The sequence below is a fragment of the Streptomyces sp. NPDC018019 genome, from assembly GCF_044327805.1.
Taxonomy (GTDB): Bacteria; Actinomycetota; Actinomycetes; order Streptomycetales; family Streptomycetaceae; genus Streptomyces.
On sequence record NZ_JBIRGD010000014.1, the window covers coordinates 139,242 to 163,718 of the forward strand.

At 73.2% G+C, this 24,477-nt stretch carries 18 protein-coding genes; 12 read left to right on the forward strand and 6 right to left on the reverse strand.

The window, feature by feature from the left end:
• The first annotated feature begins 71 nt into the window (after positions 1 to 71).
• Together ACH4FX_RS23370 and ACH4FX_RS23375 are read left to right on the forward strand one after the other, a co-directional pair.
• The gene (locus ACH4FX_RS23370; protein WP_398481877.1) at positions 72 to 617 is read left to right on the forward strand and encodes an FHA domain-containing protein; all 546 of its coding nucleotides are present in this window, start codon (positions 72 to 74) and stop codon (positions 615 to 617) included.
• A gap of 182 nt (positions 618 to 799) precedes the next feature.
• Complete coding sequence (locus ACH4FX_RS23375) at positions 800 to 1,921, forward strand: amidinotransferase (protein ID WP_398481879.1); 1,122 nt, start codon at positions 800 to 802, stop codon at positions 1,919 to 1,921.
• 115 nt (positions 1,922 to 2,036) lie between these two features.
• Here ACH4FX_RS23375 and ACH4FX_RS23380 read toward each other — a convergent pair whose 3' ends face one another.
• On the reverse strand, positions 2,037 to 3,488 hold the full coding sequence (locus tag ACH4FX_RS23380) for a dihydrolipoyl dehydrogenase (protein WP_398481881.1): 1,452 nt from the start codon (positions 3,486 to 3,488) through the stop codon (positions 2,037 to 2,039).
• Between the two features lie 87 nt (positions 3,489 to 3,575).
• On the opposite strand from ACH4FX_RS23380, the gene ACH4FX_RS23385 reads away from it, so the two are divergent.
• Positions 3,576 to 4,460: a LysR family transcriptional regulator gene (locus tag ACH4FX_RS23385; protein WP_398481882.1), complete on the forward strand. Its 885-nt coding sequence runs from the start codon at positions 3,576 to 3,578 to the stop codon at positions 4,458 to 4,460.
• A 36-nt stretch (positions 4,461 to 4,496) separates the two neighbouring features.
• On the opposite strand, the gene treY is transcribed toward ACH4FX_RS23385, so the two are convergent.
• Both treY and glgX read right to left on the reverse strand, forming a co-directional pair.
• Complete coding sequence (gene treY, locus ACH4FX_RS23390; RefSeq protein WP_398481884.1) at positions 4,497 to 6,947, reverse strand: malto-oligosyltrehalose synthase; 2,451 nt, start codon at positions 6,945 to 6,947, stop codon at positions 4,497 to 4,499.
• A gap of 319 nt (positions 6,948 to 7,266) precedes the next feature.
• On the reverse strand, positions 7,267 to 9,492 hold the full coding sequence (gene glgX / locus ACH4FX_RS23395; RefSeq protein ID WP_398481886.1) for a glycogen debranching protein GlgX: 2,226 nt from the start codon (positions 9,490 to 9,492) through the stop codon (positions 7,267 to 7,269).
• 238 nt (positions 9,493 to 9,730) lie between these two features.
• Between glgX and ACH4FX_RS23400 the strand changes: the two genes are divergently transcribed.
• The 3 genes from ACH4FX_RS23400 to ACH4FX_RS23410 all read left to right on the forward strand — a co-directional run bounded on the left by ACH4FX_RS23400 (position 9,731) and on the right by ACH4FX_RS23410 (position 13,442).
• A complete protein-coding gene (locus tag ACH4FX_RS23400) occupies positions 9,731 to 10,540 on the forward strand; it encodes a Tat pathway signal sequence domain protein (protein WP_398482073.1) in 810 nt (269 codons plus the stop codon).
• A gap of 130 nt (positions 10,541 to 10,670) precedes the next feature.
• On the forward strand, positions 10,671 to 12,074 hold the full coding sequence (locus tag ACH4FX_RS23405; protein ID WP_398481888.1) for a copper amine oxidase: 1,404 nt from the start codon (positions 10,671 to 10,673) through the stop codon (positions 12,072 to 12,074).
• A 102-nt stretch (positions 12,075 to 12,176) separates the two neighbouring features.
• Positions 12,177 to 13,442 carry an SAV2148 family HEPN domain-containing protein gene (locus ACH4FX_RS23410; RefSeq protein ID WP_398481890.1) on the forward strand — a complete coding sequence of 422 codons (1,266 nt, stop codon included), beginning with the start codon at positions 12,177 to 12,179 and terminating at the stop codon, positions 13,440 to 13,442.
• Positions 13,443 to 13,752: 310 nt separating this feature from the next.
• Here ACH4FX_RS23410 and ACH4FX_RS23415 read toward each other — a convergent pair whose 3' ends face one another.
• Complete coding sequence (locus ACH4FX_RS23415; RefSeq protein ID WP_398481892.1) at positions 13,753 to 14,313, reverse strand: sugar O-acetyltransferase; 561 nt, start codon at positions 14,311 to 14,313, stop codon at positions 13,753 to 13,755.
• Between the two features lie 229 nt (positions 14,314 to 14,542).
• Here ACH4FX_RS23415 and ACH4FX_RS23420 point away from each other — a divergent pair, with 229 nt between their 5' ends.
• On the forward strand, positions 14,543 to 15,313 hold the full coding sequence (locus ACH4FX_RS23420) for an exonuclease domain-containing protein (RefSeq protein WP_398481894.1): 771 nt from the start codon (positions 14,543 to 14,545) through the stop codon (positions 15,311 to 15,313).
• A 454-nt stretch (positions 15,314 to 15,767) separates the two neighbouring features.
• Here the strand turns inward: ACH4FX_RS23420 and ACH4FX_RS23425 are convergent, their stop codons facing one another.
• On the reverse strand, positions 15,768 to 16,658 hold the full coding sequence (locus ACH4FX_RS23425) for an aminoglycoside phosphotransferase family protein (RefSeq protein ID WP_398481896.1): 891 nt from the start codon (positions 16,656 to 16,658) through the stop codon (positions 15,768 to 15,770).
• Between the two features lie 363 nt (positions 16,659 to 17,021).
• Here ACH4FX_RS23425 and ACH4FX_RS23430 point away from each other — a divergent pair, with 363 nt between their 5' ends.
• The 5 genes from ACH4FX_RS23430 (at position 17,022) to ACH4FX_RS23450 (ending at position 23,381) form a co-directional block, all read left to right on the forward strand.
• Positions 17,022 to 18,095 carry a carbohydrate ABC transporter permease gene (locus ACH4FX_RS23430; protein ID WP_398481898.1) on the forward strand — a complete coding sequence of 358 codons (1,074 nt, stop codon included), beginning with the start codon at positions 17,022 to 17,024 and terminating at the stop codon, positions 18,093 to 18,095.
• On the forward strand, positions 18,092 to 18,976 hold the full coding sequence (locus ACH4FX_RS23435; RefSeq protein WP_398481900.1) for a carbohydrate ABC transporter permease: 885 nt from the start codon (positions 18,092 to 18,094) through the stop codon (positions 18,974 to 18,976). Before ACH4FX_RS23430 ends, ACH4FX_RS23435 begins: the two co-directional genes overlap by 4 nt.
• Positions 18,976 to 20,283, forward strand: coding sequence for an ABC transporter substrate-binding protein (locus tag ACH4FX_RS23440; RefSeq protein ID WP_398481902.1), 1,308 nt, complete (start codon positions 18,976 to 18,978; stop codon positions 20,281 to 20,283). Before ACH4FX_RS23435 ends, ACH4FX_RS23440 begins: the two co-directional genes overlap by 1 nt.
• A 63-nt stretch (positions 20,284 to 20,346) precedes the next feature.
• Positions 20,347 to 21,576: a macrolide family glycosyltransferase gene (locus ACH4FX_RS23445; RefSeq protein ID WP_398481904.1), complete on the forward strand. Its 1,230-nt coding sequence runs from the start codon at positions 20,347 to 20,349 to the stop codon at positions 21,574 to 21,576.
• 578 nt (positions 21,577 to 22,154) lie between these two features.
• Complete coding sequence (locus tag ACH4FX_RS23450; protein ID WP_398481906.1) at positions 22,155 to 23,381, forward strand: S8 family peptidase; 1,227 nt, start codon at positions 22,155 to 22,157, stop codon at positions 23,379 to 23,381.
• Between the two features lie 94 nt (positions 23,382 to 23,475).
• Here the strand turns inward: ACH4FX_RS23450 and ACH4FX_RS23455 are convergent, their stop codons facing one another.
• Entirely contained in the window at positions 23,476 to 24,420 is a 945-nt protein-coding gene (locus ACH4FX_RS23455; protein WP_398481908.1) for a glycosyltransferase family 2 protein, read from the reverse strand.
• Positions 24,421 to 24,477: the final 57 nt, after the last annotated feature.

A 24,477-nucleotide genomic window follows, 5' to 3' on the forward strand; every position in this document is an offset into this window, starting at 1 on the left:
CCCCGCCGGCCGGGCCCGGCCACGGTTTCCCTGGCTGGACACCGGCGCGCGGGCACCGGACAATCACCCGCATGACATCGCTGGAGTTCCCGGCCCGACCGGCACGCCCGTCGGAAGCCGACCGGGAGCGCGCCTTGGAACTGCTGCGCGAGGGCGCGGCGCAAGGCAGGCTGTCCCAGGACACCTTTCTGCGACGGCTGGAGCTGGTCCTCGGGGCCCGTCAGCATGCCGAACTGGCCGCCGCCACCGCCGACCTGGCCTCCCGGGGCCGGGTCGAGGGCGCCGTCCTGCGCGCGGTCGGCAAGGTGTCGGCGTTCCACATCATGGTCCGCCGGGCGTGGCGCCGGGAACGGCTGCCGAAGCTGCTCCTCCCCGTGCCGGGCCCGTTCCCGCTCCTCATCGGCCGCGCACCCGGCTCCGGCCTGCGCCTCAACCACGACACCGTCTCCCGGGCCCACGCCGAACTGCGCAGCGCCGGCGGCGCCTGGCTCCTGCGCGACCTCGGCTCCACGAACGGCACGTGCGTCAACGGCCGGCGAGTGGTGGGGGAGGTGCTGGTGCAACCCGGGGACCAGGTGGCCTTCGGCAGCGTGGGGTACGTCCTCACCCAGGGGTAGGGCCCGGCCCTTCCCCGTGCGCGCCCGGCCCCTGTGACCGGATTCTGTGACCGGATTCTGTGACCGACTCCCGTGACCGGCTTCTGTGTACGGAAGGGGTGGAGCATGACGGTGGAACAGAGACCCGCTGCCCGGACCGCGGAGGACGACGACGGCCCCGCGCGGGCCGTGGGGCACGGGTGATGCCGGTGCCCCCGGACACACCCGCCGGCGCCCCGGAGCCCCCCGCGTCGCCGGTCAGCTCGCACAACGAGTGGGACCCGCTGGAGGAGATCATCGTCGGCCGCCTCGACGGCGCGACGATCCCCTCCCACCACCCCGTGGTCACCTGCAACATCCCACCCTGGGCGGCCCGCCTGCAGGGACTGGCCGCCGGCTTCGAGTACCCCCGGGCGCTGGTCGAAAAGGCACAGCGGGAACTCGACGGGTTCATCGCGCTCCTGCGGTCCCTCGGGGTCACGGTCCGCCGCCCGGACGCGGTCGACCACCGGCGGCGCTTCGCCACCCCCGACTGGTCCTCGCGCGGTTTCTGCAACACCTGCCCGCGCGACAGCATGCTGGTGATCGGCGACGAGATCATCGAGACGCCGATGGCCTGGCCGTGCCGGTACTTCGAGACCCACTCCTACCGCACGGTCCTCAAGGACTACTTCCGGCGCGGCGCGCGCTGGACGGCGGCCCCCCGCCCGCAGCTCACCGACGAGCTGTTCGAGCCCGGCTTCCGCCCGCCCGGTCCGGGCGAGGAGATGCGCTACATCCTCACCGAGTTCGAGCCGGTCTTCGACGCGGCGGACTTCGTACGCGCGGGACGGGACCTGTTCGTCACCCGCAGCAACGTCACCAACCGGATGGGCATCGACTGGCTGCGCCGCCACCTCGGCCCCGGCTACCGCATCCACGAGGTCGAGAGCCGCTGCCGGACGCCCATGCACATCGACACCACGTTCCAGCTGCTCGCGCCCGGCAAGGTGCTGGTCAACCCGGAGTACATCGACCCCGGCCGGCTGCCCGCGGTCCTCGGTTCGTGGGACGTGCTGGTCGCCCCCGAGCCCGATCCGATCAAGGACCGCACCCTCAAGGTGACCTCGCTGTGCGGCAAGTGGCTGAGCATGAACGTCCTCATGCTCGACGAGAAGCGGGTGATCGCGGAGCGGCACCACACCGGCATGCTGCGCGCGCTGGAGCGGTGGGGATTCGAGCCGGTCCCGTGCGACCTGCTGCACTACGCGCCGTTCGGCGGCTCGTTCCACTGCGCGACCCTGGACGTCCGGCGCCGCGGCACCCTGGAGACGTACGTCGGCTGAGCGCCCCGGTGACGCCCGGACGGACCCGCCCGTCCGCGCCGTACGGCGGTGAGGAGCCCCACCATGAACACACCGCAAGCGCACCCGGCCCCGGGCCGCGGGCTCCGGAGCCGGTTCAGTGCTGGTGCAGCCCCCGTCCCGCCAGCGTCAGGAACGTCTCGCCGACCGCCTCCGACAGGGTCGGGTGCGCGTGGATGTGCTGGGCCACGTCGGACGGTTCGGCGTCCCAGGCGACCAGCAGCTGGCTCTCGGCGATCATCTCCGAGACGTGTGGGCCGACCAGGTGGACGCCGAGCACGGCCCCGGTGGCCTCGCCGCCCGCGCCGTCCACCGCCGTGACGACCTTCACGATGCCGCCCTGCCCGTGCACCATGCCCTTGGCGACCGCGGTCAGCGGCATGGTGTTGACCCGGACGGCCGTTCCGCGGGCGCGTGCCTGCGCCTCGGTCAGCCCGACCGAGGCGGTCTGCGGAGCGGAGTACGTCACGCGCGGCACGGTCGCGTAGTCCAGCGGCCGGGACGGCACCCCGGCCAGCGTCTCGGCGACCAGCAGTCCTTCCGCGAAGGAGGCGTGCGCCAGGCCCGGCGACGGGGGCGGCAGCAGGTCGCCCACGACGTGGATGCCGGGCACCGCGGTCTCCAGCCGGGACCAGGCGGCGGGCGGCACGAAGCCGCGCTGGTCGGTGCCGAGCCCGGCCGCCGCCAGGTCCAGGCCGTCGGTCACCGGCACCCGGCCGACCGCGACGAGCAGGCGTGCGGCCTCGACGGTCACCTCGCCGCCGGGGGTGCGTACGGTGGCCCGTACACCGGTCTCCGTCACCCCGGCCCCGGTCAGCGTCGCGTCCGTACGGACCGTGATGCCGCGCTTCTTCAGGCCGCGCGCCAGGTGGCGGCCGACCTCCTCGTCCTCCAGGGGCAGCAGCCGGCCGGCGGCTTCGACGAGCGTCACCCGGGCGCCCATCGACCGGTGGAAGGACGCGTACTCGACGCCGATCGCGCCGCCGCCCAGCACCAGCACCGAGTCCGGCAGACCGGGCGCGAAGAGGGCGTCGTCGCTGGTGACGACAGTACGGCCGTCGGGTACCAGGCCGGGCAGCAGGCGCGGGCGGGAGCCGGTGGCGAGGACGATGCCGCGCCGCGCGGTGAACTCCCCGCCGTCCGCGGCCTCGACGAACACGGAGCGCGGGCCGGTCAGGCGCGCGCTCCCGCGCACCATACGCACCCCCGCACGCTCCAAGTGCCCTTCGACGCCCCGGTGGTTGCGCGTCACGATGGCGTCGCGGGTGGCGGTCAGCGCGCCCCAGTCGACGCTGTCGAGCGTGGCCTTCACGCCCCACCGCTCGCGCGCCTCGGCGATGCCGTCCACCAGTTCCGCCGCGTGCAGCATCGCCTTGCTCGGGATGCAGCCGCGGTGCAGACAGGTCCCGCCGACGAGGTCCCGCTCGGCGAGGACCACCCGCAGCCCGAGGGAGGCGGCCCGCAGGGCCGTGCTGTAGCCGCCGGTGCCGCCCCCGATGACGACCACATCGGTCTCGCCGCCGCCGTTGCCGTGCTTCGTGTCTCTCATGCGGCCAGCCTCCGCCCGCCGCCCGTCATGAGTCCAAGGCAATGTTTCCATGGAAGCGATGAACGGCGTTCATGGGGAGGGCGGGCGATGAGTCTGCGGCAGATGGAATACCTGGTCACGGTCGTCGAGGAGCGGTCCTTCACCCGCGCCGCCGAGCTGCTGCACGTCACGCAGTCCGCGCTGTCCCACCAGATCAAGGCCCTGGAACGGGAGGTCGGCGGCCCGCTGCTGGAGCGGATGCCGCGCGGTGTCCGGCTGACGCCCATGGGCCGCGCCTACTTCCCGCACGCCGAACTCGCCGTACGCAGCGCCGAGCAGGCCCGCCGGGCCGCGCTGGCGACGGGCGAGGCGCGCAGCGGCGAGCTGCACCTCGCGACGGTGCACGCGCACGCCACCGGCGTGCTCCCGGAGGTCTGTGTGCGCTGGGGGCGCGAGTACGACGGTGTGCGCCTCGTCCTCCACGAATACGCCACCACCGACGAGCTGTACGAGCGCATGGCACGGGGTGTCGCCGATGTGGCGGTCGGCCCGCGGCCCAAGGACTGGCCGGGTACGGTCACGGTCGTGGGGGAGGAGGAGATGGTGCTGGTCCTGCCGCCCGGCGACCCGCTCACCGGCCGTACCGCCGTACGCATCGAGGAGGTCGCCGACCGCCCGTGGGTGCGCTGTGCGCTGGAGCCGGTCGTGGCGGGCCGCCGGTGGCTGGACGTGGAGTGCGAACGGGCCGGCTTCACACCGCGTACGGCCGTACGCACCCAGCACACCTCCACCGCGGTGCGGATGGCGGCGGCCGGTGTCGGCGTCCTCCTCACCGCCGCCCACGAACTGACCGGCCTCGACTGCACCGCCGTCCCCACCGACCCGCCGTGGCGCCGCGACATCACCGCGTTCTCCCGCGTCCCCCTCACCGGCGCGGCCGAGCACTTCGTGACCTTCCTCCGGGAGGCCGGCCCGGCGCCCGGCGGGCGGTGACCCGGCGGGGCCCCGCCCGTCCCGCCGGACCGGCCGTCACCCCTCCGCCACCAGCAACGCCACCGGATACCGCGCCAGCAGATCGCGCAGGCAGGTGACCGGTTGCCGGAGCTGCCGGCCGGTGAGCAGGTCGTGCCAGGGGCCGGGAGCCGGCAGGGTCAGTTCGGTGTCGCGCCAGCCGCCGCCCTCGGCCAGCCGGAGGGAGAGGCGGGTGGCCACCGTCACCGCCCGCCCGGCCCGGGCGAAGGCCAGGCAGTGACCGGCCGCCGAGCCGTCGGCGTGCAGGGGGGTGTACGTGCCGCGGGCGCCGAACCACTCGGGGCGGTCGCGGCGCAGGCGCAGGGCCGCGGCCGTCAGCAGCATCTTCTCCGCGGAGAGGTCCTGCGGCTCGGCACCGTCGTCCAGCTCGGTGAGCAGGTCGGCACGGAGCCGGGGCGGGCGGCGGTTGTCCGGGTCGACCAGGGCGGTGTACGCGGCCTCGGTGCCCTGGTAGAGGTCCGGTACGCCGGGCATCGTCAGGTGGAGCAGCGCCGCGCTCAGCACGTTGGCGCGGATGTACGGCGCCAGGTCGGCGGCCAGCCCGCTGAGCAGGGACGCCGCCGGTCCGCAGGGCCCCGCGCGCAGGAAGTCGCCGACCGCCTCCTCGTACCCGGTGTCCTGCTCCGTCCAGGAGGTCCGCAGCCCGGCTTCCCGGACGGCCTTGAGCACCGACGGGATCAGCCGTTCGGCGGACGGCTTGCCGAGGCCGAAGGCGGTCTGCCAGGCCGTCCACGCCAGGTGCTGGTCCGGCGGCTGCGGCCCCTCGCCGCCGGCCGGGCCCGCGGACACCCGGCGCAGCAGTTCCCGCCACCGCTCCGGGGCTTCGGTCAGGACGGCGATCCGCGCCCGGACGTCGGCGCTGCGCTTGGTGTCGTGCGTCGAGAGCACGGTCGAGGTCAGCGGCCAGTCCCGCTGGATGCGGGCGCAGTACGCGTGGAAGGTGTCCACGCCCACCGTGGGCGCCCCCGGGTCGGCACCGACCTCGCAGGCCGACAGCAGGGGCACATAGCGGTAGAAGGCGGTGTCCTCCACGGATTTGGCGCGCAGCGCGGAGGACGTCTGGGCGAACCGGGCGCAGAAGTCCTCGCAGTCCGGGCCGTCGCCGAGCAGGCCGAGCGCCAGGTCGCGCACCAGGTCCACCGCCAGCGCCTCGTCCGGCGCGCGGAAGACCGTACGGGCCCGCGCGGCGGCCTCGGCCAGCATCGCCGCGTCCTGCTCGCCGCGCTGCGGGTCCCGCGCGCCCGGGCCGTCGGTGGCGTACGGGCGGTAGACGGGCAGCCGGACCAGCAGTTCACGGATGGCGGTGCGCAGGGCCCACGGCGCGTGGTCGCCCTGGTGGGACGCCTGGCCGCTGATCCGCCCGGCGGTCCGCACCAGCCGTTCGACCTCTGCCGCGAGGTCGTGGGAGACGACCTCGTAGGCGGCGCGGCGCACCGTTTCCTCCCAGTCGCCGCCCGCGTCCGCCAGCGGGGCCACGAAGTCCCGGTAGACGGCGAACAGGCGGCCGGAGCCGAGCGGGCAGACGAACAGGCCGTCGAGGTGCCGCAGTGCGTCGTAGCCGGTGGTGCCCGCGCACGCCCAGCTGCGCGGCAGGCGCTCCCGGCCGGTCAGGATCTTCTCGGCCACCGTCCAGCGCCCGCCGGTGGCGGTGTGCAGCCGGGCGAGGTAGTCGCCGGGGGCGGCCAGGCCGTCCGGATGGTCGACGCGCAGTCCGTCGACGATGCCGTCGCGCAGCAGCCGCAGGACCGTCGCATGGGTCGCCTCGAAGACCTCCGTGTCCTCGACCCGTACCCCGATCAGCTCCGAAATGGTGAAGAAGCGCCGGTAGTTGATCTCGCTGCGGGCCAGCCGCCACCAGGACAGGCGGTACCACTGCGCGGCCAGCAGGCGGGGCAGCGGCAGCCCTTCGGTGCCGGGCCTGAGGGGGAAGGCATGGTCGTGGTAGCGCAGCACGTCGCCGTCGACCCGGAGGTCCGCCAGTTCGTCACCCAGCCGCCCGCCCAGCACCGGCAGCAGCACCCGCCCGCCGTGCCCGCCGTCCCAGTCGATGTCGAACCAGCGGGCGTACGGGGACGAGGGGCCGTCCCGCAGCACCGCCCACAGCGCGGCGTTGAGCGACTCCGGCGCGGGGACGGCCATGTGGTTGGGCACGATGTCCACCACCAGCCGCAGCCCGTGCGCCGCGGCCGTCCCGGCCAGCGCCCGCAGCCCCTCCTCGCCGCCCAGCTCGGCCCGCACCCGCGTATGGTCCACCACGTCGTAACCGTGGGTGGAGCCGGGCACCGCCTCCAGGACGGGGGAGAGGTGGAGGTGCGAGACGCCCAGCGTGGCGAGGTACGGCACGGCCTTCTCGGCCGCGGCGAAGGGCAGGTCCGGCTGGAGCTGGAGCCGGTACGTGGCGGTGGGGGGCGCAGTGGCGGTGGGTGGCGCACTGGAGTCGGCCGTCATGGGAACACCCGTACCCGCCGGAGGGCTTGTTGTTTCATCCGAACCGGGCCGCCCCGGCGCCGGAGCACTTCGTATCTCCCGCCCGTACGGCCCCGGCCCTCCGGCCACCGCGCGGGACGGGCACCCCGACTACGCCGAACGGGCTCCGTCCCCGGCCGTACGCAAGCAGCGGGAACCACCGCAATGGCGGAGCCGCGTATACGGCCTGTGACGTACTCCGGTCGGCGGTCCGCGACGTCCGCCGACCGGCCGCGCACGCCGCGCGGCGTACCTGTGCCGCGCGCCTCGAAGGGGCTCCGGGGCGCCCTTGGCCCGACTCCTACGCGGGCCGCTGGAGCACCAGCATGCTGCGCCCCGGCAGGGTGAGCCGGTCGCCGGCCTGGGCCTTGAGACCGCCGCCGCCGGCGACCGCCTCCGGGTGGGCGGTGTCCACGACCGCCTGCCACTGGCGGCCGTGGTCGACCGGCACGGTGAACTCCCGCTCGTCCGCGTGCGCGTTGAACATCAGCAGGAAGGAGTCGTCGGTGATCCGCTCGCCGCGCGGTCCCGGCTCGGTGATCGCGCTGCCGTTCAGGAAGACCGTCAGCGACTTGGCGTGCGCCGCCTGCCAGTCGCGCTGCCGCATCTCCTCGCCCTCCGCCGTGAACCACGCGATGTCGGACAGTTCGTCGTGGGTGCCCTCCATGGGGCGGCCGTGGAAGAAGCGCCGCCGCCGGAAGACCGGGTGGTCGCGCCGCAGCCACACCATCTGCCGTACGAAGGCGAGCAGCTCCCGGTCCTCCTCGCGGACGGCCACCGGCTCCGGGCCCTCCCCGGCTTCCGTCCCGGCCTCCTCAGTTCCGGACCCCTCGGCTCCGGCACCGGTTTCGGCCCCGGCCTCCGCGCCCGGCTCCGGCGAGCCCGGCCAGCGCACCCAGGCCAGCTCGTTGTCCTGGCAGTACGCGTTGTTGTTGCCGTGCTGGGTGCGCCCGAACTCGTCACCGTGGCTGAGCATCGGCACGCCCTGCGACAGCATCAGCGTGGCGATGAAGTTGCGCATCTGGCGGGCCCGCAGCTCGCGTACCACGGGGTCGTCCGTGGGCCCTTCGGCACCGCAGTTCCAGGACCGGTTGAAGCTCTCGCCGTCCTTGTTGTCCTCGCCGTTGGCCTCGTTGTGCTTGCCGTTGTAGCTGACCAGGTCGCGCAGGGTGAAGCCGTCGTGGCAGGTCACGAAGTTGATGGAGGCGAGCGGGCGCCGCCCGTCGCCCTGGTAGAGGTCGGAGGAGCCGGTCAGCCGGGAGCCGAATTCGGCCAGGGTGCGCGGCTCGCCGCGCCACAGGTCGCGTACGGTGTCGCGGAACTTGCCGTTCCACTCGGTCCACAGCGGCGGGAAGTTCCCCACCTGATAGCCGCCCTCGCCCACGTCCCACGGCTCGGCGATCAGCTTCACCTGGCTGACCACCGGGTCCTGCTGCACCAGGTCGAAGAACGAGGACAGCCGGTCCACCTCGTGGAACTGCCGGGCCAGGGTCGCCGCCAGGTCGAAGCGGAACCCGTCCACCCGCATCTCCTGCACCCAGTAGCGCAGTGAGTCCATGATCAGCTGGAGCACGTGCGGACTGCGCATCAGCAGCGAGTTGCCGGTGCCCGTGGTGTCCATGTAGTAGCGCGGATCGTCGGCCAGCCGGTAGTACGAGGCGTTGTCCAGGCCGCGGAAGGAGAGCGTCGGGCCGAGGTGGTTGCCCTCCGCCGTGTGGTTGTAGACCACGTCGAGGATGACCTCGATACCGGCCTCGTGCAGCGCCCGCACCGCCGACTTGAACTCCAGCACCTGCTGCCCGCGGTCGCCCCAGGAGGCGTACGCGTTGTGCGGGGCGAAGAAGCCGATGGTGTTGTAGCCCCAGTAGTTCGCCAGCCCGGCGTCCACCAGCCGGTGGTCGTGCACGAACTGGTGGACCGGCATCAGCTCCAGGGCCGTCACGCCCAGCTCGGTCAGGTGCTCGATGACCGCGGGGTGCGCCAGCGCCGCGTAGCTGCCGCGCAGGTCGTCCGGCAGGTCCGGGTGGAGCATGGTCAGGCCCTTGACGTGCGCCTCGTAGAGCACCGTCTCGTGGTATTCGGTGCGCGGCGGGCGGTCGTCGCCCCAGTCGAAGTACGGGTTGACCACGACGGACGCCATCGTGTGCGGCGCCGAGTCGAGGTCGTTGCGGCTGTCCGGCCTGCCGAAGTGGTAGCCGTACACCGCCTCGTCCCAGTCGATGCTGCCGCTGACCGCACGTGCGTACGGGTCCAGCAGCAGCTTGGCGGAGTTGTGCCGGTCACCGCGCTCCGGCCGGTACGGGCCGTGCACCCGGAAGCCGTAGCGCTGCCCCGGCATGATCCCGGGGAGGTAGGCGTGCCGTACGAACGCGTCGGTCTCCCGCAGTTCGACGGCGGTCTCCGAGCCGTCGTCGTGCAGCAGTGACAGCTCGATGCGTTCCGCCGTCTCGGAGTACACCGCGAAGTTGGTGCCCGCACCGTCGTACGTGGCACCCAGGGGATACATCTGTCCCGGCCAGACCTGCATGCGTCGACTCTTCCACTTCCTCGATGGGCGCCGCGACGCCTTCAGGCATCACGTCGGTCGTGCGTCGCCGTGTTCGATTGCTGCGTACGGTGCTGCGCGCGTCTCGTGTTCCAACCTGCCCAGAACGGCTGGTTTTTCGCACGATCAGCGCCGAAAGGCGGGCAACCCGCGGCGAAGTCGGATCGTCGTACAGGGCGACCGATATGTGCCGAGCACCATGAGGCAGCAGGGGGGAACAGTGCGCAACATGATGCACCGCCACCTGGGCAAGCTGGTGGCGGGCGCGGCCGTGGCGCTGGCGGGTACCGCAGCGCTGGCCGTGGTGACCCTGCCCGAAGACGCGGGGGCGGCCGACGGGGGGAGCCGGGCCGCCGCGGCCGCGGGGCAGGAGCCGCCGCCGGGCCAGGCGCAGCAGGTACGGCCGGGAGCCGTGGAGCGCGCCCCGGCGGAGGGGCGGGAAGGAGCCGGCCGGGACCCGCTCACGGACGACGAGATCGCGCGGGCGCAGGATCTGGCCGCTCCCCGTACGTTCCGCAGCGCGACCGAGAACGTGCGGGGCGGACCCGGGCCGGAGCCGCTGACCACCGATCTGGCCGAGCTGGGCCCGGAGGAGAGCGGCCGTGCCGACCCGCCGCGCCGGGCGAACGTGTCGTTCTACGACTACCGGTCCGACGCGTACGTGACCAAGACCGTCAACCTGACCACCGGAAAGGTGGAGAAGACCGACAGCCGGCACGGCGTGCAGCCGCCGCCGAACCGGGCGGAGAGCGAGGTGGCGGCCGGTCTGCTGATCGCCGCGCCCGAGGGGGACGGCCTGCGGCGGGACTACCGGCACGCCACCGGCAAGGACCTCACCGGACCGGGTCAGCTGACCGTGGCGGGCTTCGTCTATCGGGGAGCGGCGGAGGGACCGGCTCCGGAAAAGCTCCGCGCCTGCGGGCAGCACCGCTGCGTCCGGCTCTTCACGAAGGTCCGCAACGGCCAGTGGATCGACACCCGGCGCTACGTGATCGACCTGAGCGCGCGCACGGTCGGACGGCTGGACTGAGCCGCCCGGGCGCGTGCCGGTACGGCGTCCCGGCCCGCCGCGGGCCGGCCGCCGCCCGGCAGCACCCGCGCAGCACCGCGCACCCGCATAACCCGAAGCTTCCGTATCACTGTCGTACAGGAGCGTTTCCATGCACGAAAGACCCTTCCGCCGCGCTCGCGACCACCGCCGCCGTGCCCGTGTCCCCGTACGTACCCCCGTTCGTACCGCGGTCCGTACCCCTGTCCTTACCCACCGTGCCCGTCTCCGGCGCGCCGTACTGCTCGCCGCGCCGCTGCTGCTCGGCGCGACGGCCCTGACGACCGGGCCGGCCGCCGCCCAGGCCGCGCCCGCGGCCCCCGCCCCCACCGCCGCAGGGTGCAGTACCCCGTACAGCATCACGCAGACCCTCGAAGGCGGCACGACTTGGCGCATGTGCTGGCACTACGAGGCGAACGCCGGGCTGGTCCTGGACAACGTCTCGTACCAGCCGAAGGCCGAGCCCCGGCCGATCCAGGTGCTGACCACCGCGAAGCTGGCCCAGATCCACGTGCCGTACGACGACGGGGGCAACGAGTACGACGACCTCACCGGGCAGAGCTTCGCCCAGGGGCTCCAGACGCTGGACCCGGGCGAGTGCCCCGGCGGCACCATCAAGGCGGTCAAGGTGCCGGGCGCCTGGGACCCGGAGCACCCGAACGTCAACGGGCTGTGCGTCACCACGCGCGCCCGCGGCCACGCGTACCGCCTGGGCCGCTACCCCGGTGAGACCACCAAGACCCAGCAGGTCCAGGGCAAGGACCTGCTCGTGTACACGGTCAACAAGACCGGGTGGTACGAATACATCGTCGAGTGGCGCTTTTCCGGCGACGGCACGATGAACATGCAGGTCGGCGCCACCGGCACGCTCTCACCCGCCGACTACGACGCGGGCGACGGCCGCGGCTGGCCGATCGGCAAGGGCGCCAAGGACTACGCCACCAGCCACAGCCACAACGTCTTCTGGCGTCTGAACTTCGGCCTGGACGGCTCGTCCGCCAACCGCGTCGAGCAGTTCGACTCGACGACCACCCCCGGGAGCGCCGGGCAGGTCCCGAAGACGAAGACGGTGCGCACGCCGGTGACCAAGGAACTGGCGGGGGACGCGGGCCCGACACGGTGGTGGCGGGTGGTCAGCAACGTCGGCAAGAACAAGGACGGCCACCCCCGGTCGTACGAGATCGTCCCCGGCCGCTCCAGCAAGTACACCGGGCGCGCCTTCACCGGACACGACGTGTACTTCACCGAGTACAACACGTGCGAACAGTTCGCCAGCAACAACCTGGCGAACTGCGGGACCGGCGCGGGCACCAGCGTCGACCGGTGGGTCAACGGCCAGCCGCTCCGCCACCCCATCGCGTGGGTCAACATCGGCTACCACCACATCGCCCGGGACGAGGACCAGGAGCCGATGCCGGTCCACTGGCAGGGCTTCCAGCTCGCCCCGCGGGACGTCACCGCTATGAATCCGCTCACTCCGCCCGAGCTTTCCGGGCACAACGGTCACCTCGGATAAGGGGAGTTGGCGCGGGACTCGAACCATCCTGCTGCACCGCCTCCCGGACCCGCAGTAGTCTGCCTTGATCGTTGGCACGGGGGTTCGGAAGGCGGTGCGCAGGTGAGCTCGGGCGGGCTGGAGTTGCCCCCTGGTGACGACGGCCATGACGGCCAGGACGGTCATGAGGGACACGAGGGCGGCTCCGTCGATGCCCCGCCCGGGGCGGTGTCCCTGGCCCGGCCGATGGAGATCGGCGCGGAGCTGGACTGGGGCGCCGAGGCCTGGCGCGAGGTGCGCACGCGCGCCCGGCGGGCCGGGCGCGCCTACATCTGGCTGAACCTCGTCGAACAGCGGCTGCGGGCCGTCGTGGCGGCGGTGCTGGGCCCGGTCTACGAACCGGTGCACGGCGACGAGTGGGTCATCGCCGCCGCCGGGCCCACCGGGCAGGAGTGGGTGCAGCGGGCGGTGGCGGTCCGCGAGGTCAGCCGCCGCAAGGGCTATCTGCTCGACCCCGCCGACGACAACATCCTCAGCTTCCTGACCCTCCCGCAGCTGCGCGAGCTGATGGTGCAGCACTGGCCGTGCTTCGAGCCGTACTTCGACGACCGGCGGGAGGTGGAGCTGGCCCTCGACGAGCTGGAGGTGGCCCGCAACATCGTCTCCCGCAACCGCGCCCTGACCGGCACCGTCCTCGCCCAGGCGGAGAGGGCCTCCGCCCGGCTGCTGGAGATACTCGGCTCCGGCATCGGCACCCGCACCGCCGGACGGCTGCCCATCGACGCCGTCGAGGACCTGGTCGGCGACCGGTACGCGGACGTCGTCGGCGTCCACACCGACCGGGTGCGCCTCCAGCGGCAGCTGCCCGCCGAGGACCTGTTCGGCGGTGCCCGCCGGCTGGACGCCATCGGCATCGGCCTCAACCTCCTCGTGCAGAACTACTCCGGCCGCCGCATGGTCCGCCTCGCGGAGTCCGGCTGCCGCGTCCGGCTGCTCTTCCTCAACCCCGCCAGCAGCGCGGTCCGCCGCCGCGAGCGGGAACTGGGGCTCAAGAAGGGCGAGATGAGCCGGTCGATCGAGATGAACATCCTGCACATGCGGCGGGTCCGGGCCCGGCTGCGCGACCCCGGGGCCTTCGAGATCCAGGTCTTCGACGAGACGCCCCGCTTCACGGCCTACCTGGTGGACGGGGACGGCCCGGACGGCGTGGCCGTCGTCCAGTCGTACCTGCGGCGCAGCCGGGGCATGGAGTCACCGGTCCTGGTCCTGCGCGGGGGCGGCCGGGAGGTGCTGCGCCAGGGGGCCGACCACGAGGAGGACCCCGGCCTCTTCGGAACGTACCGGGAGGAGTTCGAGAACGTCTGGGCGGATTCCCGGCCGGTGTCCTGAGGGGCTCGGGGGGACGTACGGGGTCCGGAACGCCTCCCGGACCTCAGCCCGTGTCCCCGACAGCGTCCTGCACGGCGGTCCCCTGGTGGTAGAGGACCCGCCGCTCCTCACCGTCCCGCTGCCGGACGGTGGCCCGCCGGGCCGTCCGGCCGTCGAGGACCAGGCTCGCGGGCGGCGAGGGCTGCGAGCACGGGTGCCAGGCGGGCTTCCGTCTCGGGGAGGGTTCCGGTGTCGTCCATGGCACAGACGTAGCAGACACCGCCGGCCGCAGCCGTCACCGCCGTCACGCAGGTTCGCGGGCGGGGGCGGGTCAGAGATGGCGGATCACGCGGGCCGGGTTGCCCACGGCCAGGACGTTCGGGGGGAGGTCCTTGGTGACCACGGCGCCGGCGCCGACCACCGTGTTGTCGCCGACGCGCACTCCCGGGCAGACGATGACTCCGCCGCCGAGCCAGACGTTGTCGCCGATCGTCACGGGCTCGGCCTTCTCCCACCCGGCCCGGCGCCGGTCCGGGTCGAGGTCGTGGGTCGGGGTCAGCAGCTGCACGTTGGGGCCGATCTGTACGTCCGCGCCGATGGTGATGGGCCCGGCGTCCAGGAAGACGGCGTTGAAGTTGACGAACGTCCGGTCGCCGATGCGGATGTGGTAGCCGAAGTCGCAGTTGAGGGGCGGCCGGATGCGGACCTCCTCGCCCACCGAGCCGAGGAGCTCGCGCAGGATGGCGCGGCGCTCGGCGGTACGGGGGCCGGACGGGCCGGTGCGGTTGTAGGCGGCGCACAGGTCGATGCGGCGGACGGTGTCCGCGAGCAGCTCCGGATCGTCGGGGATGTACCACTCACCGGCCAGCATGCGCCGTTTGTTCTCGCCCACCGGAGCCCTCTCGTTGTCCGTTGCCCGTGGCCTCGCCGCTCGTGCGCGGCGGACGCGCCGCGCACGTGTCCCGCCACCGTTGCCGGGAAGCGGGGGAACGTCAAGGAAAATCCGCGTGACCGGTGTGCCGCGGTGGTCGGCTGTGAAGGGCGGGTGGGCGCCGGGGCGTTGTCAGTGTCGCGTGGGAGAGTAGGGGAACACGGGGGAAGCAACACCGAAGGAGGCCGCCATGGGCTGGCATCAAGGGCTGCTCGTCAGCTTCGACTTGGAGACCACCGGCACGGACGTCGAGCAGGACCGCATCGTCACCGCCGCGCTGATACGGCTGGAGGCGGGCGGCCGGGAGGCCCTGCGGGAGACCTGGCTGCTCGACCCCGGTGTGGAGGTCCCCGAGGAGGCGGCGGCCATACACGGGATGACGACCGCTCACGTCCGGGCACACGGCCAGGCGGCGCCGGCCGGTGTCGAGCAGATCACGCAGGCGCTCGCCGGAGCGCTGGAGGCGGGCATACCCCTGGTGGTGATGAACGCGCGGTACGATCTCTCGCTGCTGGACCGCGAGTGCCGCCGGTACGGCCTGCGGACGCTCGCCGAGCGGCTCGGCCGCCGCCCCGCGCCGGTCATCGACCCGCTGGTGCTGGACAAGCACGTGGACCGTTACCGCAAGGGCAAGCGCACTCTTCAGGCCCTCTGCCTGCACTACGACGTCCCGCTGGAAGGCGCACACGAAGCGGGCGCGGACGCGGTGGCCGCGGCCGGTGTGGCGCGACGGATCGGCGAGCGGTACCCGGAGGTGGCCGGGACGGCGCCGGCGGCGCTGCACGCACTCCAGGAGAAGGCGGCGGCCGAGCAGGCCGCCTCGTTCCAGCGGTATCTGCGCCGCTCCGGCGACCCGGCGGCGATAGTCGAGGCGGCCTGGCCGCTGATCCCGTACCAGCGCTCGCGCGAACGCGCCGGGGACCTGCCGGTCCAGGCGTCTCCCTCGCGGGGCGGCGTGTGAGGAGCTGTGCCACGTCTCCTTGAGCGGCGACGGTGACGGTGACGGTGCGTACGCGTCGGTGGGTGTCACGGACGCCCGCGTGTCCCGACGCATCTCGGTCCGGGGACCGGCACCGGTCACTGGAATGGCCGCTTCCAGGAGGGCGGGCGGCCACCGCGGTGAGTTCATGGTGGAGGAAGTGCAAGCCATTGAGTCACGTGCTCGGGGAGTCGTCCCTGCCGTATCGGCGGCATGGGCGGGGCGGAGAACTTCCGCGCCTGCTACGCCGAGCTGCGCAGGGACTTCGTCCCCGCGGTGGTGGCCGGTGAAGCCTGCCGGCGCGCGGCCCGAGGGTAACGGCCAGGAGCGGTTCCCGGGGGAGCGGGCGGCCGGAGGCCGGTGACGACACCGGTCTCCGGCCGCGCCCGCTGGGGCCCGGAGGGTCGGGCCGCGGGGCGGCTGTGGCCGGACCGCGTCAGAAGGGGTACCAGCGCACGGTGGTGTCGCCTTCGCGGAGGGAGGCGATGCGGCGGCGGAATTCCTTGAGGGCGGCGGGGTTGCCGGGGGCGTGCTGGGAGACCCAGGCGCAGCTGGCCGTCTCCCGGGAGCCGCGCAGCACGGCGCAGCCCTCCCAGTCGCGTACGTCCCAGCCGTAGATCCGCACGAACGTGTCGTACGCCGCTGCGGGCAGGCCGTAGCGGTCGCGGCTGAGGGCCATCACGACGAGATCGTGCTCCCGCAGATCGGAGGAGAAGGTTTCGAGATCGACGAGCACCGGGCCGTCGGGGCCCACGTGGACGTTACGGGTCAGCGCGTCACCGTGGACGGGGCCGCGCGGCAGATGCGGCTCCAGCGCGGTGGCGGCAGCGGCGAACGCGTCGCGGCGGCCCCGCAGATAGTCGGCGTCCCGCGCCGAGACCGCGTCACCGGCCAGCCGCAGCCAGCGCTCCACACCGCCCAGCAGCTCACGGCGGGGGAGGGGGAACGGCGGCTCGGGCAGCGCGTGCACCAGGCGCAGCAGGGCGGCCAGGTCGGCCGGTTCGGCGGGGCGTACGGGGTCGGGCAGCCGCTTCCAGAAGGTGACCGGGTGGCCGTTCACCAGCCGGGCCGCCGGCTCGGCCGCGCGTACCGCCGGCACGCCCTGCTCCGCCAGCCAGACGGCGACGCGCAGCTCCCGCTCGGCGCGCTCCAGCAGTTCGGCGCTGCGCCCGACCCGGACGACCGGGCCGTGGTCGCCGGTGGCGAAGACCGCGTTCTCGCCGAGTGACAGCAGCCGGGCGTCGGCGGCGGCGTCGGGCCGCCCGGCCGCGGCCAGGACGTCCCGGGCATGCGCCTCCGTGAACGGGGTGGTGCTCGGTGCGGTCATGGGGCGGCCTCCTGCGGTGCGTGATCGGTACCAGTCTCGCAGGTGCCGGTCCTGGCGGGCCGGGGAGATCCGGAGGGGCGGGGCGGGGTGACCCGGACGGGTAGGGCGGGGTGTGAGGCGGCGGGGTGCGGTCCGGCGGCTCGGTGCGGTCCGATGCGATCCGGCGCGGTCCGGGGGCGGTCCGCGCGCTCGGGGAGCGTCCGGTGCTTGACTGCGCCGGGTGGCGTCACGACGATGACGGCGGCCACCTGCGCCGTTCCGCCCGGGCCCGCGTGGTCCGTTCGTGGTGGTCGGTGGCGTCCTGGGCGGAAAGGTCCGCGGTCGGCGGTGCCGGCCGGGGCGAGCGGATACGGGGGAGACGCGTTGGGTCCAGAGGGTCCCGGACGAGGGCGGAGACGTACGGGGACGAAGGGGGCGAAGGGAACGAGAGCGCCCGGCGGTTCGCGGCCGGGGCCCGGCCGGCTCGCACCGGCGGGCGGACCTGCTCGCGGTCCTGCTCGCGGCCCCGTCCACGGGTCTGCTCGCGGGCCCGCCCGCGGGTCTCTTCTCGGATCTGCCCACGGGCCCGCCCGCGGGACATGGTTCCTGGTGCTGCCCGCCCTGATCCCGATCCTGGTGCTGAGCGTGGGCCCGCTGCTGTACGGGATCGCGCTGGCGTTCACCGACGCGCAGTCGGGGCGGACGCAACCCACCCGGTGGGTGGGCCTGCTGAACTTCACCGACCTGTTCCAGGACACCCTCTTCTGGGACTCGTTCCGGATCGGCCTGGTGTGGGCGCTGGGCGTCACGGTCCCGCAGTTCTTCCTCGCCCTCGGGCTCGCGCTGCTGCTCGGCCAGGACCTGCGGCTGCGCTGGCTCGCCCGCGCACTGGCGATCATCCCGTGGGCGATGCCCGAGGTCGTGGTGGGCATCATGTGGCGACTGGTCTACCACCCGGACGCGGGCGTCCTGAACGAGACGCTGCGCAGTGTCGGGCTCGGCTCCGGCGACGGGCCGGACTGGCTGAGCGGTACGGCCACCGCCCTGCTCGCCGTGATCGTCGTCGGCGTCTGGGCCGGCCTGCCCCAGACCACCGTCACGCTCCTGGCCGGGCTCCAGAACGTGCCGCGCGAACTGCACGAGGCCGCCGCGATGGACGGCGCCGGGGCCTGGCGCCGGTTCCGTACGGTCACCTGGCCCGCGATCAAGCCGGTGGCGCTGGCCGTCTCGGCGCTCAACTTCATCTGGAACTTCAACTCCTTCGCGCTGGTCTTCGTGCTCACCGACGGCGGTCCCGGGGGCCGCACCCGGCTGCCGATGCTGTTCGCGTACGAAGAGGCTTTCCGGTACGGGCAGTTCGGGTACGCCGCCGCGATGGGGCTGGCGATGGTCGCCGTCGTGTCGGTCCTGCTGGCCGTCTACCTCTCGCGGCGGCTGAGGGGGGAGGACGACCGATGACGCACGAGGCCCCGTCCCGTGAGCCGTCTCGGGCACAACGCCGCCAGGCCACCCGCCGTACCGTCGGACGGGCCGGGCAGTACCTGGCCCTGCTCTGCTACCTGGTCTTCCTCGCCTTCCCCTTCCTCTGGCTGGTCTCCACCGCCTTCAAGCCGCCGCGCGAACTGGGCAGCCTGCACCCCACCTGGGTCCCGCGGGCGCCGACACTGGACAACTTCCGTACGGCCTTCGACGAGCAGCCGCTGCTCCAGGCCGCCGCCAACAGCCTGCTGGCCGCCGCGGTCTCGGCGCTGGTCGCGATCGTCCTGGCGACCCCGATGGCGTACGTCCTCGCGCGCCACCGCACGCCCTTCGCGCGGGCGGCGACCGGGTGGGTCGTGGTGAGCCAGGCGTTCCCGCTGGTCCTGGTGATCATCCCGCTCTTCCTGGTCCTGAAGACCCTCCACCTCGTCGACTCCCGGGCCGGGCTGGTCCTGGTGTACGTGGTGTGGTCGCTGCCGTTCGCGCTGTGGATGCTGACCGGCTACGTACGGGCCGTACCGGCGGAGCTGGAGGAGGCCGCGGCGGTGGACGGCGCGGGCCGGCTGCGCATCCTCGTCTCGGTCACCGGTCCGCTGCTGGCGCCCGGGATCGTCGCCACGGGCCTGTTCGCTTTCATCACCGCGTGGAACGAGTTCTTCTTCGCGCTCGTTCTGCTCAAGTCGCCGGAGCAGCAGACGATGCCGGTCGTGCTGACCCACTTCCTCGGGGCCGAGGGCGTCGCCGACCTCGGCCCGCTCGCCGCGGCGGCCCTGCTCGCCACGCTGCCGAGCCTGGTGCTCTTCGCCGTCATCCAGCGCCGGATCACCGGCGGCATGCTGGCCGGGGCGGTGAAGAACTGATGACCGCGCCCGGCACCGGCCCCCGCCGCCGTTCCGTGCTCGCCGCCGCGGCGGCTCTGCCCGCCGCCCTGCTGCCCGGCTGCTCCAACGGGAGGCGGGGCGACGGCGGCCGGGGTGTGCTCCGCTTCCAGTCGCTGGCCTGGCAGAAGGAGTCCGTGGACGCCAACAAGCAGCTGGTCGCGGAGTGGAACCGGCGGCACCCGGACATCCCCGTCCAGTACGTGCAAGGGGCCTGGCCCACCGTCCACGACCAGCTGCTGACCTCCTTCGAGGGCGGTGAGGCGCCGGACATCATCCACGACGCCTCCGACGACCTCGCGGACTTCGCCTACGGCGGCTACCTCGCCGATCTGACCGGCCTCCTCCCCAAGCGCCTCAAGGATGACATCCCCCGGCGCAGCTGGGAGTCGGGGACCTTCGGCGGCCGGATCCACGGCGTCCCCTTCCTCCAGGAGCCGCGCGTCCTGATCGCCGACGGCGTGAAGCTGCGGCGCTCCGGGGTGCGCGTGCCGACCGCCGGGGAGCCGTGGACGTGGGAGGAGTTCGGGGAGGTGGCGAAGGAGCTGACGGGCGGCGGCGGGTACGGCGTCGCCTGGCCGCTGAAGGAACCGGTCTCCGCCACGCTCAACCTCGCCCTGTCCACCGGCGGCCGGATCTTCCGGCGCCGCCCGGACGGCCGGGTGGAGGTCCGGTTCGACGCCGCCGACCAGGTGGTGCCGCGCACCATCCACGACCAGGTCAACGTCGCCCGCAGCGCGGCCCGTACGACGCTGGGCATGGGCGGCGCCGACACGCTGCCCGGCTTCTTCGCCGGCCGGTACGCGATCCTGCCGCTCGGGTTCTCCTACCGGCAGCAGATCGTGCAGCAGGCGCCGAAGGACTTCGAGTGGACGGTGCTGCCCGCGCCCCGGGGGCCCGGCGGTGCGGACCAGGGTGTCAGCCCGCAGACCCTGTCGATCGCGGCGGACTGCCCCCGCAAGGAGGAGGCGATGGCCTTCGTCGACTTCCTGCTGAGGCCGCCCAACATGGTCCGGCTCGCCTTGGGGGACTGGATGCTGCCGACCGGGCAGGAGGCCCTGAAGGCGCCGGAACTGCATGTGGACCGGTACGGCTGGGCGACGGGTACGGCGCTCGCGGACACGCTGCGCGCCGCGCCCGCGCAGTCGGTGCGGGGCTATCCGGAGTGGAAGGACAAGATCGCGACGCCGGGGTTCCAGGAGTACTACAGCGGCGCGATCGACGTGGACGAGCTGCGCCGACGCCTCGTCCACGACGGGAATCTCGTACTGGCCCGGTACCAGCGCTGAGCGGCGCCGCGGGACCCCGGAAATCGTTTGTACGAGACGAACCGTCTCGCTTATCGTTCGGTCATGAGTCCTTCCGTGTCCGGCCGCGCCCAACGGCCCGCCCATATCGCCATGTTCAGCATCGCCGCCCACGGGCACGTCAATCCGAGCCTGGAGGTCATCCGGGAACTCGTCACCCGGGGGCACCGCGTCACCTACGCCATCCCCCCGGCCTTCGCCGAGATCGTCGCCCCGACCGGGGCCGAGCCGAAGTTCTGGAACTCCACCCTGCCCCTCGACGACGATCCGCAGTCCTGGGGCGCGGAGATGGCCGACGCCCTGGACCTGTTCCTCGACGACGCCGTCCAGGCCCTGCCGCAGCTCGCCGCGGCCTACGAAGGCGACGAGCCGGACCTCGTCCTCCACGACACCACGGCCTATCCCGCGCCCCTCCTCGCCCACCGCTGGGGCGTGCCCGCCGTCCAGCTCTCCCCGCACATGGTCGCCTGGCGCGGCTTCGAGGCCGATATGGCGGAACAGATGGGCGATCTGCGCGAGTCCGAGCGCGGCCGGGCGTACTACGCGCGCTTCCAGGCCTGGCTCGACGAGCACGGGATGTCCGGGATCACCGACCCCGACCGGTTCGGGGCCGAGCCCGCCCGCGGCATCGCCCTGATCCCGCGCGCCATGCAGCCGCACGCCGACCGCGTCGACTCCGACCGGTTCACCTTCGTCGGCGCCTGCCAGGGCGACCGCGGCCACCAGGGCGACTGGCACCGGCCGGACGGCCTGTCCGCGGACGCCAAGGTGCTGCTGGTGTCGCTCGGGTCCGCCTTCACCAAGGAGCCCGGCTTCTACCGGGAGTGCATCGAGGCGTTCGGCGGCCTGCCCGGCTGGCATGTGGTGCTGCAGATCGGCAAGCATGTCCAGGTGTCCGAACTCGGCACGGTCCCGGACAACTTCGAGGTGCACCACTGGGTGCCGCAGCTGGCCGTGCTGCGGCAGGCGGACGCCTTCATCACCCATGCGGGGATGGGCGGCAGCCAGGAGGGGCTGGCCAACGGGGTGCCGATGGTGTGCGTACCGCAGGCCGTCGACCAGTTCATGAACGCGGATGTCCTCCAGAGTCTCGGGGTCGCCCGGCACCTCCCCAAGGAGCAGGCCACGGCACACGCCCTGCGCGAGGCGGTGCTGGGCCTGGTGAACGACCCGCAGGTCAAGGCCGCTTCGGAGCGGGTGCGGCGGGAAGTGCTGGCGGAGGGCGGCGCGAAGCGCGCTGCGGACCTCATCGAGGCGGAGCTGCCCGAGGCGTGAAGCGGGTGTTCTGTAACGGAATATCGGTGCATTCCCAATAAGGCGGGCGGATGCGGCGCGTGGATGCGTCGCGCGGCGTGCCGGAGGAAATGCGTTGCGTACAGGAGGGTATGCGGGGCGGATTGGTCCGGGGTGGTGCGAGTGAGTGGCATCACCCTCGGCCGGGCCGTGCCGAGGATTGAGGCGTACGCGAGCCGGGGATTGTTGACCCGTGAAGAAGTCGGTGCAGACCCCCGGTTCTCCGCCGTTCCGCAACGGCGGTCGCGGGCCCCGGCATTCGGCCCACCGTTCTGCGTACCGCGGGTAACTACACCGCCCGCACCCCGGCTGACCTGCGCCATGTTGCCGGAATGTAAACGGAGTTGACTCACCGTCCGGCGACCCGGGTGCGTATTTGACCCCTTCTGCAGCCCTTTGCAATTACGCAAGCTTGTTGTCTATCTCACAACGCCCGGTCGCCCTTGAATTGGTCCCGTCAATCCGACAGGGTTTCGAGCCAGCCCGGCGGAGATCTTCTTCTCCGTCCGGGCCGTTGCGCAACGCTTTCCCCCCACACTGCGAACGAGGAGAACCCTCGAATGGCTCACGCTCACAAGCGTTCCAGCAAGAAGCGGCTCGTCACCGCGATAACCGCGGTGGTCGCGGCCACCGGCATCGCCACCGTCACCGCGGTCACCGCGGGCGCGTCGCCCGCCGAGGGCAAGGTCTACGGCGCCGAGGCCAAGGGCGCCGTCAGCGGCAGCTACATCGTCATGCTCAAGAACTCGGTCCGCGGCGCCGGGGTCCAGGCCGAGCAGAACAAGGACCTGGCCGGCAAGTACGGCGGCGAGGTCAAGCGGACGTACTCCGCCGCGCTGAACGGCTTCTCCGCCACCGGCCTCAGCGCCGAGGAGGCCCGTCGCCTGGCCGCCGACCCGGCTGTCGACAAGGTCGTGCAGAACAAGAAGTTCCACATCGACGCCACCCAGGACAACCCGCCGTCGTGGGGCCTGGACCGCATCGACCAGGACGGCACCCAGGGCGACAAGAAGTACACCTACCCCGACAGCGCGGGCGAGGGCGTCACCGCGTACGTCATCGACACCGGCGTCCGCACCTCGCACCAGGACTTCGAGGGCCGCGCCACCTCCGGCTTCGACGCGATCGACGGCGACAACGACGCCACCGACGGCAACGGCCACGGCACCCACGTCGCGGGCACCATCGCCGGCAAGGCGCACGGCGTCGCCAAGAAGGCCAAGATCGTGGCCGTGCGCGTGCTGGACGACCAGGGCTCCGGCTCCACCGAGCAGGTCGTCGCCGGCATCGACTGGGTCACCAAGAACCACAAGGGCCCGTCGGTCGCCAACATGTCGCTCGGCGGCGGCGCCGACGAGGCGCTGGACGCCGCGGTGCAGAAGGCGGTCGCGTCCGGCGTCACCTTCGCGGTGGCGGCGGGCAACGAGTCCACCGACGCGGGCCAGGGCTCCCCGGCGCGGGTCAAGGAGGCCATCACCGTCGCCTCCAGCACCAACACCGACGAGCAGTCCGACTTCTCCAACTTCGGCAGCGCCGTGGACCTCTACGCGCCCGGTTCGGACATCACCTCGGACTGGAACGACAGCGACCAGGGCACCAAGACCATCTCCGGTACGTCCATGGCCACCCCGCACGTCGCGGGCGCCGCCGCGGTCTACCTGAGCGCCCACCAGGACGCCAAGCCGGACGCGGTCGCCAAGGCGCTGACCGACGGCGCCACGCCCGACAAGATCAAGAACCCGAGCCAGGGCACGCCCAACAAGCTGCTGAAGGTCGGCGAGAAGTAACCTCCCCGTCCGTTCGGCTCCGGCCGCCGGCCGTCGCGCCCGCCCCCACGGGGCGCGACGGCCGGCGTCGTCCTGTCCGGGCCCGGCCGGCGGCTCAGCCGCAGTAGCGCCGCGCCGTCGACTCCCGCTGCGGCGCCTCCAGCAGCCGCAGCCTGCTCTCCACCTCCCGGGGCAGCGGACGCCGTTCCCGCAGCACCCAGGGCAGACCGCCGACCGCCTCGGCGAACGCCCGTACGGACACCGCGTCGCGGGGCACCGTCGAGGCGAGCGTGCCGGTCCGGCGCACGGCGGCCGGCAGCGGCCTGCGCAGCCAGGTGAACCACAGGGTGTTGCGGATGCCCTGGCGTCGGCGCAGCGTCGCGTCGCGGTGCGGCGACGCCCGGTGGTGCACGGTGAGCCGGTCGGCGTACGTCAGCCACCAGCCGTCGGCCGCGAGGTCGGCGGCGAGCAGTTCCTCCTCGCCGCCCAGGACCAGCCGGGGCGAGAAACCGCCCGCCGCCCGGAAGGCGTCGGCGCGCAGCACGGTCGCCGCCGCGAGGAAGGAGCCGAGCGCGGGGCCGGGCAGCCAGGAGGGGGCGGGCAGCGGGGAGTGCCGCAGTTCCTGGACGATCGGGTCCTCCACCGGCTCGCCGTCCGCGCCGTCGGGTGCCGCGCCCGCCTCCGGGGCGTCCGGATGCGGGTGGACCACGATGCGCGCGGTCACCGCGCCCAGCCGCCCGTGCGCGTCCAGCAGGTCGGCGGCCCCGGCCAGCGCGCCGGGCTCCCACCACGAGTCGTCGTCGCAGAACGCCAGGTACGGCGTGGTCGCCACGCGTGCGGCCAGATTGCGGCCCACCGCCCCGGCGTTGTGCGCCAGCGGGATGAGCCGCGGCGCCAGCGGATGGCGGCGGGCGGCGGACGCGCTGCCGTCCGAAGAACCGTTGTCCACCACGATGACCGGCGGTTGCTCGGGCAGTTCGGCGAGCCGGTCCAGGGTGTGCAGCAGGTCGTCGCTGCGGTTGTGGGTGATGACGATGACGGTGGTGCGCGAATCGGTCACGGGAGGCTTCCTCGGGTCGGTGCGGGCGCGCCCGGGACCGGCGCGCCGGTGCGGTAC